The organism is Coprococcus sp. TF11-13, from assembly GCF_003481085.1.
Lineage (GTDB): Bacteria > Bacillota > Clostridia > Lachnospirales > Lachnospiraceae > Coprococcus > Coprococcus aceti.
This window is the reverse complement of sequence record NZ_QUKK01000005.1, coordinates 1-15,238: the sequence shown is the minus strand read 5'-3', so window position 1 is coordinate 15,238 and position 15,238 is coordinate 1. Positions and strand designations below refer to the sequence as shown.

The window sequence follows — 15,238 nt, the reverse complement described above, 5'->3', positions numbered from 1 at the left end:
AAATGCATAACTTTAGTACGAAAAAGAACCAGCACTTATGTGCCGGTTCTCCCTGTTCTGATATTATTCTATTATCACAGCTCCTCACCATTGGTCTCTATAACATGTTTGTACCAATAATAAGAATCCTTCTTGTATCTGTTCAGAGTTCCACTGTTCTCGTCCTCTTCTCTGTCCACATACACAAATCCGTATCTCTTCTGATATCCGTTGAGCCAGCTGAGAAGATCTGTGTAAGACCATGTGCAGTATGCCAGGACACGGCAGCCATCATCACACGCTTTCTTGAGCTCCTCTATGTGATGTTTCAGGTAATCTATCCTGTACGGATCATGGATCTCCCCATCCTCAAACTTGTCAAATGCGCCAAGGCCATTCTCAGATATGACTATAGGAAGATCATATCTCGATGTTATCTGTCTGCAGCACATGCGAAGTCCCATCGGATCGATGGTCCAATCCCAGTCTGTCGTAGGTAGGAATTCATTTGCAGGATTCTTGTAGAGTCCCGGAACGCCCTGCACCTTTGCAGTACCCTTCTTGCCTGTGGTGTTCATCTCATGTGTAGCGCCAACTCCATCTATCGGATTGTACTCTGCAACACATGTTCTGTAGTAATTTACACCCATGAAATCGATAAGAGAGGCAGCCTTCTTCAGGATCTCGTCATCTCCATCTTCTATAACCGGCATCAGATCCTTGCTCTCAAGGTACGCCCTTGCAGCTCTTGGATAACGGCCATATGCATACATATCCATCCAGTAGAAGTTCTCAAGATCATCGTAATCCATCTTCGCCATGGCATTCTCCGGCTTTCTGTCAAATGCGTATGACGGTGTGTATGCGAAGGATGATCCGACCTTAGCATCCGGACATATCTCCTTAAGTGCTATAACGCTCTTGGCATGTGCCATAAATGCATGATGGTTTACCTGATAGAACATCTTCTGGTCATCAACCTTTCCTGGTGGGTGCATCCCTGCATTCCAGCCAAGACCTGTAAATACATTCTGCTCATTCATGATTATCCAGTGTTTCACCCTGTCACTGTATCTCTCAAACAGAACCTTTGCATATCTGACGAAATCATCGACTATTCGCCTGCTCTCCCATCCGTGATACTGCTCCTCAAGTGCCTGCGGCATATCCCAGTGGTACACGGTCACCATAGGAACTATATTATTCTTTACAAGCTCGTTGATAAGATCATCATAGAACTGGAGTCCCTTCTCATTGACCTCACCGTTGCCGTCAGGTATTATTCTCGGCCAGGATATTGAGAATCTGTAAGTCTTAAGTCCCATCTCAGCCATAAGTGCCACATCTTCCTTATATCTGTGGTAGTGATCCACGGCCTTATCTCCGGTAGTTGCCTTGAATGTCTTGCCCGGAATCCTCACGAACTCATCCCAGTTGGATGGACCTTTCCCATCCTCATTCCATGCTCCCTCAACCTGATATGCGGCAGATGCACTGCCCCACAGAAAATCTTTCGGGAAACCTTTGGATTTCTCAAAATACATAAATCGCCCTCCATATCGTATTTATATCAGGCATGCCTTCTCCATGCCTTTTTATCGTTATTACAGACTGCCAAGTACATCACCGATCTTATCCGCAATAAGAAGATCGGCATTTGCATCCGACTGTGTCGGGGACATATTTATAACCACCAGTTTCCGCCCCCTGAAATATCTGATAAGTCCTGCTGCCGGATACACAACAAGCGATGTACCACCGATTATCATCGTATCCGCCTCGGATATATACTGGAGTGCCCTCGACATATTATCCTCATCAAGTGCCTCCTCATACAGCACCACATCCGGTTTTACAGTGCCTCCGCACTTTTCACACTTAGGCACACCATCCGAATTGACTATATAATCCAGGTCATAGAAAGCATGGCATTTCTCACAGTAATTTCTATGAACAGAACCATGGAGCTCTATGACATTCCTGCTACCTGCCATCTGGTGAAGTCCGTCGATATTCTGCGTTATCACCGCCTTGAGCTTTCCCTGTTTCTCAAGCTCCGCCAGCTTTATATGAGCCTTGTTCGGCTTTGCATCAGCAAATATCATCTTGTCCTTATAGAATCTGTAAAATTCCTCCGGGTTACGTCTGTAAAAGCTGTGGCTGATTATAGTTTCCGGCGGATACTTATACTTCTGATTATACAGTCCATCCACACTTCTAAAATCTGGTATACCGCTCTCCGTCGATACTCCTGCACCGCCAAAGAAAACGATATTATCCGAATCTTCTATCATCTGTCTCAGCTCATTCAACTTTTCTGTATCCATATACATACACCTCCAGACAATGACTACTGTGTCTCAGTAACCTTTACCATAACTGTACACGTATTTACCACGGTGTACTTATCTCCATCAGGGACACTGAGCGTGATCGTATTATCGCCATATGAGAGCTTGGAAGCATCTATGGACAGCTTCAGGCTCTTGGCCGATACCTTGGACACCGCACTTGAGATTCCGCTCACGGTTATCGTATTGCTATCACCCATGCTCATCTCATAGCTGTATCCACTCTGCTTGCCCCTCAGGATGATATCCCCTGTGGTCACCGTTATATTTCTTGTAACTGATTTCTCGATCGCTATCTTCACATTGATGTATGCGCTCTCCTTTGTCACGACCACACCCTCTGGAAGATACTTTGATACATCAAGTGTAGTCTCAACATCTGCTGTACATCCGCTCACATCAACATCCGTTATATCAAGGCTTGTTATATCCTTTATTATCGATGCGTCTCCACCTATATCAACGGTCTCCGGTACATATGTTATATCTGATACAAGATATCCATCCGCAGGATCTCCTGTGACATCCACATGAACAGGTATATTCTTAGTCTTGTATACCGGAACTGTGACTGCTATCGATATCTCATCGTAGGATATCGACTTGTCTGATACCTTCTCACCATCAGCGGTTACAAATACAGGCGTACAGTTTGTCGTTATATCATCCTTTGCACTGGTCACATCAACTGTCACCTCTGCACGATCTATGCTCGAAACTATACTTGCAGCACCCTTTATCGTTATGAGGTTTGGAGCTGCCACACTGTTACCAACCGTATATCCGGAAGCAACCTCGCCTGTTGTCACCACGGACACAGGAACTGACACTGACTTCTCGTCCTCAAGTTCAACTGACAGCACGTTGTCCACAACAGTTATGCTGACCTTTTTAGCTATGTTGGTGCTGTTCGCAGTTACAGTGATAGGCACCGCATTTGTTATGGATATCTTTGACATATCCGCTACAGCCTTGAAATCCGACGCATCAAGATCACTTATAAGTGATTTACGTCCTTTGACGACTATATCCACGGTATCACCTGAAGTTATCGTGTACAACTGATTCTGACTTGTTATGGCGTCAGTATTTACCAGATTGACCGGAATGTCCCTTATGGTCCTTGTCACGGCTGAATCATCGATATTCAGTACAAGAAGCCACACCAGAAATCCAAGCACAACCGACAGAAGCTTAAGACCTATATTGCTGTATATCTTATTTGCCTTTTTCTTAGGCTCTGCGCTGTTATTTTTCATTCTCATCAGCCTCCTTTCTGGAAGCTTTATTCTTATTCTCCACAACGACTCTCTTTCTCCGCTTAACCGGACGGACACCTGAAGACCTGTGGCTCTTTCTTCCGTTATACTCCTTGCACAGCGTCTGAAGATGACTTCTCACGCCCTCGCTGTCCAGATTCCTGAAGAGCTCGCCTCCCTGTGCAATGGATATTGAACCTGTCTCCTCAGATACGATAAGAGTCATACTGTCTGACACCTCACTGATACCTATACCGGCTCTGTGTCGTGTTCCAAGCTCCTTGTTGATGGAGTCATTTGCAGACAGTGGCAGATAACATGTGGCAGAAACCACCCTGTTCTTTCTTATAATCACCGCACCATCATGAAGCGGTGTGTTGTGCTCAAATATATTGAGAAGTAACTGGTTAGTCACGACCGCATCGATCGGTATTCCCGTATCAATATACTCGCCCAGTGCAACTTCATTCTCAATGACTATGAGTGCACCGGTACGGTTTGCAGACAGGACCTGGGCCGTCTTCACAAGCTCATATATCGTTTTCTCCGATATAACACCATCATCCTCGCCATCTCGTATAATGTAATTGATCAGCTTCTTTCTTCCAAGCTGTTCAAGTCCTCGTCTGAACTCCGGCTGGAACAGGATCACCACCGCAATTATTCCCACACTGAATGCATTCTTAAGCAGATATAAGATCGTATTGAACTGGAACATCGCCGCAATGGCAGTGAAGAGCACGATCATAACTATACCCTTCAGAAGAGTCCATGCTCTGCTCTGCTTGAACCACAACATGATCCTGTATATAAAGAATGACAAAATAAGTATCTCTATTATATCTACTGTGCCTGGAACTGTTATATAAAACCAATCAAAATACGTTGATATAAACGTTGATATCTTATCCATTTCATCCTCCTTTCGGTATATAAATACTCCGTATAATTAATGTGACCTGACAAAAGTCAGGTCACTCACATGTAAGCTCTTTTCAATGTATCTATCTTGTTGATCCTGTAACAGAATCTTCCTTTGCCGCAGACCGGCTTCTCTGTGCGCCTGATCCGGACGAAGTCGTCCTCTTCTGCTGTGGTCTTGGCGATGGCTGCTCTCTTCTGGCTGCCTTTCTCTGGGCACCACCCATGACCTTTGGCACAGCCTTTACATAGTAGTAGTAGTCATCGTCCTCAAACTGTGTATTCTCAACACTTGAGTAGTCCACAACTATCTTGAAGAACTGAACCACTATGGCCACCAGTATCGCCAGTATGCATCCAAGCAGAGCCCCCGCAAGGGATACCTCAACTTCCATGGACAAAGTTCCAACCAGGAACAGTATGATCTCTACCACACCGCCTGTGATGATGGCAACGTACCATGAATATGCAAATGACATTCTATATATTATGTATGTAAGAACTATAACAACTGCAAACACTATTATGGTGAGCAGAAGTGTCTTATCCTGTACCAGATGCTGGAAAATATACTTGTATCCCTCTATCAGATCACCCTCTGCTGAACTTGAGCTTAAAGCGACGTAATCAGCAGTATGCTTCAGGAAGAAGTAGAATATACAGCCAAATGCTGCAGGAACCATTCCTGTGAATCCAGCTGTCATTCCAGCCAGGATCGGCATGAAATACTGGAACTTTATAATGTAAAAGAATGGCATAAACAGAATGATCCATGATGCCTTAGGGAAAAATCTTATATATACACAATACATTATCACAAATATGACAATAAATGAGATTCCAAGCTCCAGACTTGCGCTGGCAACCTGGGCACATGCGTACAGTCCTGCAATGGCAAGTGTGAGCTGGCCTGAAAGGAACGCACACACAAAAGCTGCTGCCAGGACCACTACGATACTGCTTATCGTGCTGTTATATCCTGTGAGATGGTTTATTGACCAGAACACAACAAGTGCCAGTATAAACTTACACAGTGGTGAAACAAATTTATCATACTTACTACAAAAATTCTTTACTCCATCGCGGAAATCCAGAAGTGTTGACATTATCAGTTAGCCCTCCTCTTTTTTTTGACAGAACGGCGTGTTCCGTCCTCGTTCTCATAAAATTCTATCAGTTTCTTAAGATTCTGGTTATACTTTATGAGTTTTGGCTTTGCCTTCATATATCTGTATGTATATAAGACCCACGCGAAAAGCGCAAATGCAATACACACCACTGCATAGCCGCCCACAATGCTGCTCGCCACCTTCACATAGTCAAGCTCTGTGAGCTTCTCAACTATATCTGCAAGATTATAGTATATGTAAGCTGCGGCAAAAACTACAAACAGCACCGTAGATGAAACAATTGTCTTAAGACAGTTAAGCTTCACATAGTCACTTTGAAAATATTTACCCTTTTCGAGATCCTCACGTCCAAGCGACTCCTTGTACATGGCGATCTTCGTCATTAGAATGACCTTTTCTTCATTTACCATTGCTCGATTCTATCTCCTTATTCTGGTCACTTTTCCACAAATGACCATAACTAGCAGTATTATACCCCGCGTCTTAATATTGCGCAAGTTTTATATTTAGAATTTAATGTCTATTAATGTAGGATCACCAAGTGCGTCCGCCGTAATAATCATGTTCATTTTTGTATGTCTCGTATGCATCCATCTCCTGATTTCGTTGCTCAAGACTGTCTCCCTGGATGGCATCGAGCTGCTTTCGTATCTCCGATTCCTTATCAGAAGACTGAGGCTCCTGTGTATCCTCTTCGTTTTCATCGTCACTGCCCTGATCCTTCTGGTCATTTGGATCCTGATCACCTTTCTGATCCTGTTCCTCCGTCTGCTTCCTGAGCTGTTCCTCAAAGGCATCTATCTCATCCTTCAGAGTCTGTGCATCCTCGTAATGTCCATCATCATCATCCCTGTGGGCGCAGTCATTCTCTATGAGAATGTCCTTTGCCCCCTCAAGTATGTCTATCACCTCATCCAGATTCTCTTTGGTAACACCCTCAGGATCTATCTGCTTCACTATGGACAGCGCAAGGTTGACCCTTGTCTTACAGTCGGACTCACCACCCGGCTTCTTTTCAAGTGCCTTACGAAACTCCTGCTCGGCGCCCTCGTAATCTCCCTGACTGTAATATACATCACCAAGATTATAATGGTATATATGTAGCTGAGTAAAGCCAAGCACGGCGTTCACTGTGCTGTCCACATATTGTCCATTTTTGTATTCACTTATAAAATGCTCATTGCACAGATAATTCACCAGAAGCACCGCCATACACAGCAGGCTGACAGCTCCGGTCACTGCAGCAACGATCTTTATTATTCCTGATCTGTTTTTCATTTTATGACTTTCTTTCTCATATCAAAAAATTCATATACAACAAGTCCTGCAAATAATGCTGCAAACAGATAATATATATCCACATATCCTATGGTCTTACCCTTATCCGTTGACTCAGCGGTTCCCCGTGACTTCTCCACAACCTTATCCAGCGCAGAACCATCATTCATATTTATATAGTCGACGCCCAGATCATCGGCAATCTTTTTCAGATTATCCTCATCGATCTTCGACACCGCTGGTTTATACGGGTAGTCCGATGTGTCCTCAAGCAGCTCCTTCCGGTCATCGTAATATGATTTCACATACATGTTGCCGCCTTCCTTTGTGCCGTACCCCAACACTGCGCCTCCATCAATATATTTTTTCGCCCCGTCAAATGACTTGAGTCTGTCGTCATTGGTTATTTCACCATCGCTTATAAAGAACACGACCACATTTCCATCATTTTTCTCCTTTGCACGCTTAAGGGTATCCGTCATCACATCTATGCAGACATTCATGGACGACCCCCTGGCATATAGCGAATCCAGCGGATATATTGAATCCAGAACACTTTTTGCAAAATTTGAATCATCCGAATATGGCGATATCAGATTTGCACTATTATTGAAGGTTATGACCGCAAATTTAGCACCGTCCATCTCATCAACTATGTGCTCGCAGTCTTTCTTCACCGCCGTCAGCCTCTCTGTATCCCCAGCATAATCCTGAGCCAGCATGCTTATGGTGTCATCCACAACGAACAGCACATATGTGTCAAGCTTCCGGACACTTGTCTCCACGTTGCTGCTTGGGACCATGATCCTCAGATTGATGAGAAATATCAGTATGATGGCAGCTATCTGCCTTATATATGCGCTTCTCTTCCGCCTTTTCAGGAACGCCATGCCAACGCACAATATGAGCATAAGCCAGATTGGTATAATTGGATCTATTCTCATAATTCTCTCCTGTAACGTCTTATAATTTGAGCCAGCGGCCAAGTCCCAGCATTCCTGCAAACAGAACCAGCATCAATACAAATGGATATAACAGCTCAGGTGTCTCAACATCCACCATCCTCACCTTGACCAGATTCTTACTCAGCTTTTCTATCGATGATACTATCTCTCCAAATGATCCGGATTCCTCCTCAAGATAGAATTTACCACCGGTCTTCTCCACCGCATTCTTCATGGACTCCTTGTTTTCCGGTGTCATCTCCTTTGTTCCAACTCCATACACCGTGACATTGTTTGAAACACATATATCGGTCGCCTCATCCAGAGTTGCCACCGGTGTTCCCTGTATATCATTGTCAGTGGAGAATATTACCACCTTTGTCCTCTCCTTGTCAGCATCCGAAAAATCAATTGCCGCAGCAGCAAGGCCGTCCCCTATAAGTGAGCTTCCCCTCTGCTCATTTCCGATCAGAGTTCCAGATGATATATATGCCTGATAATATATCCAGTCGTACCCCGATGAAAATGCATCGTCCAGATTCACTTCATTTCTGCTCTTCAGACACTGTGCGATCAGATCAAGCTGATCCTTCACATACTCATAATCATCCGTGAGCGGAGTAAGCAGCACCGGACTTGTGTTAAATATCACGATTCCAAAACGTTCGCCCTGAAGCTCATCAACTGTTTTCTTCAGCTTGTCCAGCAGATTCTCGTTGAGATAATCCACGGATGTTGATATGTCGATACACAGAATGATGTCCCTACAATACTTTTCATCCTGCATACGCCTGCTCGTATATGGTTTTGCCATGAGCAGGAATGCCGATACGACAACCAGTACGCAGCATATGAGCGTGGCTGTAAGCCCGGTCTTATATAATATTTTTCTTTTCCTGAAATATGCCTCATCTTCCTGGCATATGAGCCCTGCGATCTTTTTCCCTCCGGCATATTCCTTTGTCTTTTTGTATTTCACAAACACAAATACCAGCATAAACAGCGCAATAGCCAGGCCTGCATATAGAACAATATGATATTTTATTGCCATCTCTCAATCAAACTCCTTGTCTTCTCAAGGGAAGCCCTCACATCACCATCGGACTTTCTTGCAAATTCCGGCGCATAATACTCAGCCACAAGATAGTACAGCTCCGGCATGTTTAATCTTTCTATATCATACAGAGTGTAATTCTGAACCCTTATGCCGGTTGCAGCATGAACAAATCCCCTGATACAACGGCTCATACGCTGATATGCACCTCTTACATCAAGTTTTCCCTGATCATACTGTCCCGCAATATCCGCCAGTTCTGACAGATATCTGGTCTTCACTCTACCCATATCCATAGGCGCAGGCTTCACCACCTTCGGCAGCTCCGCCGCCATTTTTCTACGTCTTCTCAGATACCAGCAGACACCAAAGAACAACAGCACTGCGGCTGTTATCACTCCGGTCAGCACGATCGGCCATACCACATACGAAAGCGGCTCCTGCAAATTCACTGAACTTTCCATATCTTATATCTTCTTCCTCTTATCTCCGGGCATCAGCCCATTTAACTACTTTCCAGAGCTCTCAGTCTTGTGCTTGTTGAGCAGCTCTACTATCTTTTCATCCATGCTGTCAGAAGACCTGACCGTCAGGTACGAAATACCAAGTTTCTTAAGCTTGTCGTCACAGGCACTTGAAAGCTCCTGCCTTTTCCTCTCTTCCTTCTTTGCCAGCTTCATGTCCCTGGTAAAAAATTCAGGAATATATGTGTCACCGGATAAGTCATATACATTCTTACCGTTCATCCCGGCATCCTCAACATTTATAAGCAGTATATCATGCAGTACCTTTAACTGCTTTACAGTTGCCTCCGACATATTCAGGATACCTCTGGTGTCCGTCACCACAAGTATGATCATTCTCCTCCTGAAATTTCTCGCAATGAAGCTCAGCGCATCACCCGTATCCGAGTCATTAGTCATGGTAACGTCCCTGTGGTAACCCGCAAGAATATTTTCGATATTTGCAAAGCCTGTCTTAAACGGATAGTGCTCCACGCCCCTGTCTGAAACATAAGTAGCACTCACATAATCTCCATTGTCACACACCATATATGCCAGGGTTCCCGCCGCCATAAGTGCAACGTCACTCTTCTCCTGAACATCATTGGCATATCCAAGCATACGTTTTCCGCCATCCATCACCAGCATTATATTATGCTTCTTCTCAGCGATATACTGTCTGACCAGAAGCTTCTGGCTCCTGGCAGATGCTTTCCAGTCCATGTCCTTGATATCATCGCCAACGACATACTCCCTGAGCTCATCAAAGTTCATACTCCTGCCCTTATAGATGGAATTGTACGAACCATCGATTATCCTCGACGTTGCCCTGGTAGTATATATGGTCTTATATCCCTTCATATTTCCCTGTATTCTGGATATATATGTCATCTTCATAATTAACTGTCTTCCCCTACGGCGTCTTAACCGAACCTATTATGGCATCTATAATCTTCTCAATCTTCACGTCTTCCGCAACAGCGGCAAATGTAAGCATGATCCTGTGTCTCAGGACTGAATATCTGAGTGCCTTTACATCATCAGGAACACAATATCTTCTCCCATTTATAAGTGCGATCGCCTTTGCTACCTCCATGAACGCAATAGCCGCTCTTGTGCTCGCACCCATGGCAACATACTGTGCAAGCTCAGGTACAAGTATCTTATCCGTCATTCTGGTTGCCTGAACTATATCAACTATATATTTCTTTATCGCCGGATCTATATAAATCCTCTTGCACAGCTTCTGAAGATACACCACATCGTCAACGCTGGCAACGGATTTCACGTCTGAAAAAACTCCTGCCTCCACTCTGTTGAGTATCTCCATCTCATCCCTTGCGCTTGGATATGTCACAGTCTCCTTGAGAAGGAATCTGTCAAGCTGTGCCTCTGACAGCACATACGTACCCTCAGATTCGATTGGATTCTGGGTCGCTATTACCACGAACACCTCCGGCAGCTTATATGTCTTTCCTCCTATACTGACCTCTCGCTCCTGCATCGCCTCCAGCATGGCACTCTGTGTCTTCGCACTGGACCTGTTTATCTCATCGAGTAGTACAAAGTTCGAATAAACCGGACCTATCTTATCCTCAAATGTATTGGTCGCCATGTTGTACATCTGGGTTCCAATTATGTCGCTCGGTATAAGATCCGGTGTACACTGGATCCTTGAAAATGATCCATTAACCGCCTCTGTCATAACCCTGGCAGCAGTGGTCTTGGCAAGTCCCGGAACGGATTCCAGAAGCACATGACCGTTTGTCATCATTGCAACCAGAAGTGAATATCCCAGATAAGGCTGTCCCACAACCTTACTGTTATAGTAACTCAGCAAATTATTGATTATCTCCGAAGCCTTCTGGACTTCTTCATTTGTTATCTCTCTGTTATCCTGCATAACTACTCTCTTTCCTTTATTTATTATGATGTCTATCTCCCCAGCATCTATGGTATATAGAATATACCTTTACATGTGATTGCACAAGTTAACAAATATAAAGTGACCATGCTATATTTTGTCCATATAAACAAAAAAGTGACCAGGGGGTACCTGGTCACCATAATGAGGGGAGAGAGGATTCAAATAAATGAAAACTCTACTCTCACATATTAACTTATGTTCCATCATAAGTCAACTATTTTTTTCGATAAATATACCTTTTATTTGCAATTTAATCTGCCTACTCCGCATCCGCTACTCTAGTATTCGCATTCACATAACTTGCAGGATTCCTGCGCTTGATGACCCTGAGTACAAATACCAGAAGGACCATCATTGCTATGAATATCGGAAGCATGATAAACCACTTAACATGTAGACGATATGTAATCGGTCCAACTATCGCATATGCCACAAATGACATTATAGCTGCTGTTATCGCATATGGGAGCTGTGTGGCCACATGGTTTACATGGTTACACTGTGCTCCCGCTGATGCCATGATAGTGGTATCTGATATAGGTGAGCAATGATCTCCACATACTGCACCGGCCATACATGCTGATATAGCTATTATCATGAGTTCATTATTCTTGCCCTCAAATACTGCGCACACAATAGGAATAAGTATTCCAAATGTTCCCCATGATGTTCCTGTTGCAAACGCCATGAGACATCCAACTATAAATATAACTGCAGGAAGGAAACTGAACAGACTTCCCGATGCAGATGTCATTGCTGTCTGTACGAAATCCTTTGCACCCATCATATCGGTTGTTCCCTTGAGCGTCCAAGCAAATGTAAGTATCAATATAGCCGGTACCATTGCCTTGAAGCCCTCAGGTATAGCCTCCATACATTTGCCAAAATCCAGGACTCCTCTTATCACATACAGAAGAATTGTAATAAGCAGTCCGAACAAGCTTCCAATTGCAAGTCCAACAGATGCATCACTGTTTGAGAATGCCTCTACAAAGCTTACACCGCTGAAGAATCCACCTGTGTAGATCATTCCTATAATGCAGCAGATAACAAGACATATGATAGGTATTATAAGATCAACTACCTTGCCGTTGCTGTTGACCACATCAGTCTCCTCTGCTGTGACAGTCTTCTTGCCATCTCCCATTGAGAGAAGATCTCCCTTCAGGGCATTGAGCTCATGCTTCTCCATGGAACCAAACTCAACCTTCATAACGATCATTGCGATCATCATCGCAAGTGTGAGGAATGAATAATAGTTATATGGTATGGCTTTTATAAACAGACCAAAGCCATCCTCACCCTTTACAAATCCACTGACGGCTGCAGCCCATGATGATACAGGGGCTATGATACATATAGGTGCCGCTGTTGCATCTATAACATATGCAAACTTCGCCCTTGATATCCTGTGTTTATCAGTTACAGGCTTCATAACACTGCCGACTGTGAGGCAGTTAAAATAGTCATCGATAAATATCAGAACTCCCAGAAGAACTGTGCAGAGCTGCGCGCCCTGTCTGGTCTTGATATGGGTAGCTGCCCAGTCACCAAATGCCTTGGATCCACCTGCCTTGTTCATAAGTGCAACTATGGTTCCAAGAATGACAAGGAATATCAGTATACCTACATTATATGAATCTGAAAGCTGTGCGATCAGTCCATCCTGCAGTACATTCGATATACTGCCCGTAAAACTGAATCCGGAGGCAAACACACTTCCTATTACAATTCCTATAAACAGTGAACTGTAAACCTCCTTCGTTATAAGTGCCAGCGTGATAGCGACAACCGATGGTACAAGTGCCCAGAATGTCGCATATGTCGATGGCGATGGAATCTTATCTACATATATAGACAGAATTCCGAGAACCGCAATAATGAGAATTACCACGGCGATTGCAATAAGATTTTTCTTGCTGCTCTTCATCTTGATCCTCCCTGATCTTTTTTCGTATGCATATTATCTGTGATAATTCATCTGTGGAATAATGTATTATCACGTCATATAAGTAAAGTTATATCACATAAGCATGCCATTTGAATAGTGCAAATGTCTGATTTATTCCTTTTCAGTCAAAAACAGTCAAAATTTATTATGAATATGTGAATATGACGGAAAACAGTCAAATGCTATTGCATAAATAACGTTTATGTCATATTATCAGCTTGTAAGCAAGAGATACAAAAACAACAGAAACATCTTCAGCTTACACTGGAATTTGACAATTTACTATTTTTTGTTTTTACTCCCTTTTTTCGTAGTCAGAAATGACTACACCCCCCAATCCCTTAATTGACGCAGCCGTCAAGCGGCTGCGTCCCTCCCTTAAAGGTGAGTAACCAAATGTTATGATATATTCAATATCAGCTCACAAAAAATCTTATATAAATAAAAAGAGCAGAAGCATGATCGCCTAATCGTGATTCTGCTCTTTTATTATTATATATCTCTTCTGTATTGCGCAACTTGTCTGTGCGCAACTTGCGCAATATCGTTGCGTTATGTTACATCAGATGATTTTTTACGATTATACATGCAAAAGTAGTCAAAAACAGTCAAAATCGCCAACAAATATGGCATTATAACCTAAATGAGCCAAATGCTATTGCAATCCTGATCCATTTATCATATTATCAACTTGTAAGCAAGAGATACAGAAAGACAACAGAAAGCGTTGACAGCTTACACTGAAATTTGACAATTTACTATTTTTTGTTATTTACTCCCTTTTTTGTAGTCAGAAATGACTACACCCCCCAATCCCTTAATTGGCGCAGCCGTCAAGCGGCTGCGCTCCTCCCTTAAAGAGAGTAAAGCTAATATATGAGTTATACTCAATCGGCTCACAAAAAACTTTATATAAAAAAAGAAGCAGAATCATAATCGCCTAATCATGATCCTGCTTCTTTTTTATTCTTCAATAAATCCCTTGAAGTTCTTCTCCACCAATTTTCTGGGCACCATGACCTGATGATCACAGCCAGTACATCTGAGTCTGAAATCCATTCCTACTCTGAGTATCTCCCAGGAATTCGTTCCACAAGGATGCGCCTTCTTCATCTTTATAACCTGTCCAACCTCAAATACCATTCTGATATCTCCTCCTTCGGAATCCTATAAATATACATACTGTACGTTTTGGAGGGCTTTGCCCGCATAAACAAATAAAAGCTGAAACTCATAAAAGTTTCAGCTTTTCATCTAGTGCCCAAAGCTGGAATCGAACCAGCGACACGAGGATTTTCAGTCCTCTGCTCTACCAACTGAGCTATCTGGGCTTACATAAAAATAGCGGGGACAGGATTTGAACCTATGACCTTCGGGTTATGAGCCCGACGAGCTTCCAGACTGCTCCACCCCGCGGCAAAAAAATAAAATGGGCGGAGATGGATTCGAACCATCGAAGCATTACGCAGCAGATTTACAGTCTGTCCCCTTTGGCCACTCGGGAATCCACCCATTTATTGCTTTTGGCAACTTCTTGCTTTAAGCAAAAAGCCGATGATCGGACTCGAACCGATAACCTGCTGATTACAAATCAGCTGCTCTGCCAATTGAGCCACATCGGCATATTTAATTGTCAAATGACCCCAACGGGATTTGAACCCGTGTTACCGCCGTGAAAGGGCGATGTCTTAACCGCTTGACCATGGGGCCAGGTTTTCAAAAGCAGCTCCCCGAGTAGGGCTCGAACCTACAACCCCTCGGTTAACAGCCGAGTGCTCTACCATTGAGCTATCGAGGAATATCACCTGGTAAACCACGGCGTCTTTGTCAATGTTAACACATTTGACTTGAAAATGCAAGTGTTTTTTATATTTTTTTAACTTGTACCTTCAGAATTTCACACAGAAAGAGGTATCTTCTAAAGCTTATCTCTTAGAAACC

14 protein-coding genes and 6 tRNA genes are annotated in these 15,238 nt (G+C 43.5%); all 20 read right to left on the bottom strand.

Going from position 1 to position 15,238, the window contains the following annotated elements:
- Positions 1 to 74 precede the first annotated feature (74 nt).
- A complete protein-coding gene (locus tag DXD11_RS09280) occupies positions 75 to 1,523 on the bottom strand; it encodes a glycoside hydrolase family 1 protein (protein WP_118758256.1) in 1,449 nt (482 codons plus the stop codon).
- A 60-nt stretch (positions 1,524 to 1,583) separates the two neighbouring features.
- Positions 1,584 to 2,306 carry an NAD-dependent protein deacylase gene (locus DXD11_RS09275; protein ID WP_118758255.1) on the bottom strand — a complete coding sequence of 241 codons (723 nt, stop codon included), beginning with the start codon at positions 2,304 to 2,306 and terminating at the stop codon, positions 1,584 to 1,586.
- Between the two features lie 23 nt (positions 2,307 to 2,329).
- The gene (locus DXD11_RS09270) at positions 2,330 to 3,589 is read right to left on the bottom strand and encodes a CdaR family protein (protein WP_158547583.1); all 1,260 of its coding nucleotides are present in this window, start codon (positions 3,587 to 3,589) and stop codon (positions 2,330 to 2,332) included.
- A complete protein-coding gene (gene cdaA / locus DXD11_RS09265; protein ID WP_117549373.1) occupies positions 3,579 to 4,502 on the bottom strand; it encodes a diadenylate cyclase CdaA in 924 nt (307 codons plus the stop codon). Before cdaA ends, DXD11_RS09270 begins: the two co-directional genes overlap by 11 nt.
- Before the next feature lie 91 nt (positions 4,503 to 4,593).
- Complete coding sequence (locus tag DXD11_RS09260; protein WP_117549375.1) at positions 4,594 to 5,616, bottom strand: hypothetical protein; 1,023 nt, start codon at positions 5,614 to 5,616, stop codon at positions 4,594 to 4,596.
- A gap of 2 nt (positions 5,617 to 5,618) precedes the next feature.
- Entirely contained in the window at positions 5,619 to 6,050 is a 432-nt protein-coding gene (locus DXD11_RS09255; protein WP_015533974.1) for a hypothetical protein, read from the bottom strand.
- 124 nt (positions 6,051 to 6,174) lie between these two features.
- On the bottom strand, positions 6,175 to 6,918 hold the full coding sequence (locus DXD11_RS09250) for a tetratricopeptide repeat protein (protein ID WP_118758254.1): 744 nt from the start codon (positions 6,916 to 6,918) through the stop codon (positions 6,175 to 6,177).
- The gene (locus DXD11_RS09245) at positions 6,915 to 7,862 is read right to left on the bottom strand and encodes a vWA domain-containing protein (protein WP_015533976.1); all 948 of its coding nucleotides are present in this window, start codon (positions 7,860 to 7,862) and stop codon (positions 6,915 to 6,917) included. Before DXD11_RS09245 ends, DXD11_RS09250 begins: the two co-directional genes overlap by 4 nt.
- A gap of 19 nt (positions 7,863 to 7,881) precedes the next feature.
- A complete protein-coding gene (locus DXD11_RS09240) occupies positions 7,882 to 8,913 on the bottom strand; it encodes a VWA domain-containing protein (protein WP_117549379.1) in 1,032 nt (343 codons plus the stop codon).
- Positions 8,904 to 9,380 carry a hypothetical protein gene (locus DXD11_RS09235; protein ID WP_117549381.1) on the bottom strand — a complete coding sequence of 159 codons (477 nt, stop codon included), beginning with the start codon at positions 9,378 to 9,380 and terminating at the stop codon, positions 8,904 to 8,906. Before DXD11_RS09235 ends, DXD11_RS09240 begins: the two co-directional genes overlap by 10 nt.
- Positions 9,381 to 9,425: 45 nt before the next feature.
- Complete coding sequence (locus tag DXD11_RS09230) at positions 9,426 to 10,316, bottom strand: DUF58 domain-containing protein (protein ID WP_118758253.1); 891 nt, start codon at positions 10,314 to 10,316, stop codon at positions 9,426 to 9,428.
- Between the two features lie 16 nt (positions 10,317 to 10,332).
- Positions 10,333 to 11,322: an AAA family ATPase gene (locus DXD11_RS09225; RefSeq protein WP_117549385.1), complete on the bottom strand. Its 990-nt coding sequence runs from the start codon at positions 11,320 to 11,322 to the stop codon at positions 10,333 to 10,335.
- Positions 11,323 to 11,605: 283 nt separating this feature from the next.
- The gene (locus DXD11_RS09220) at positions 11,606 to 13,276 is read right to left on the bottom strand and encodes a Na+/H+ antiporter NhaC family protein (RefSeq protein ID WP_117549387.1); all 1,671 of its coding nucleotides are present in this window, start codon (positions 13,274 to 13,276) and stop codon (positions 11,606 to 11,608) included.
- A 984-nt stretch (positions 13,277 to 14,260) separates the two neighbouring features.
- Positions 14,261 to 14,440, bottom strand: a complete 180-nt coding sequence (locus DXD11_RS09215; RefSeq protein ID WP_015533982.1) for a DUF951 domain-containing protein — start codon at positions 14,438 to 14,440, stop codon at positions 14,261 to 14,263.
- 115 nt (positions 14,441 to 14,555) lie between these two features.
- A tRNA-Phe gene (locus tag DXD11_RS09210) sits at positions 14,556 to 14,628 on the bottom strand.
- A gap of 11 nt (positions 14,629 to 14,639) precedes the next feature.
- Positions 14,640 to 14,713 (bottom strand) — tRNA-Met (locus DXD11_RS09205).
- Positions 14,714 to 14,727: 14 nt separating this feature from the next.
- A tRNA-Tyr gene (locus tag DXD11_RS09200) sits at positions 14,728 to 14,809 on the bottom strand.
- Between the two features lie 37 nt (positions 14,810 to 14,846).
- Positions 14,847 to 14,919, bottom strand: a tRNA-Thr gene (locus tag DXD11_RS09195).
- A 16-nt stretch (positions 14,920 to 14,935) separates the two neighbouring features.
- Positions 14,936 to 15,007: transfer RNA gene (locus tag DXD11_RS09190), tRNA-Glu, on the bottom strand.
- Between the two features lie 16 nt (positions 15,008 to 15,023).
- Positions 15,024 to 15,095, bottom strand: a tRNA-Asn gene (locus DXD11_RS09185).
- Positions 15,096 to 15,238 lie beyond the last annotated feature (143 nt).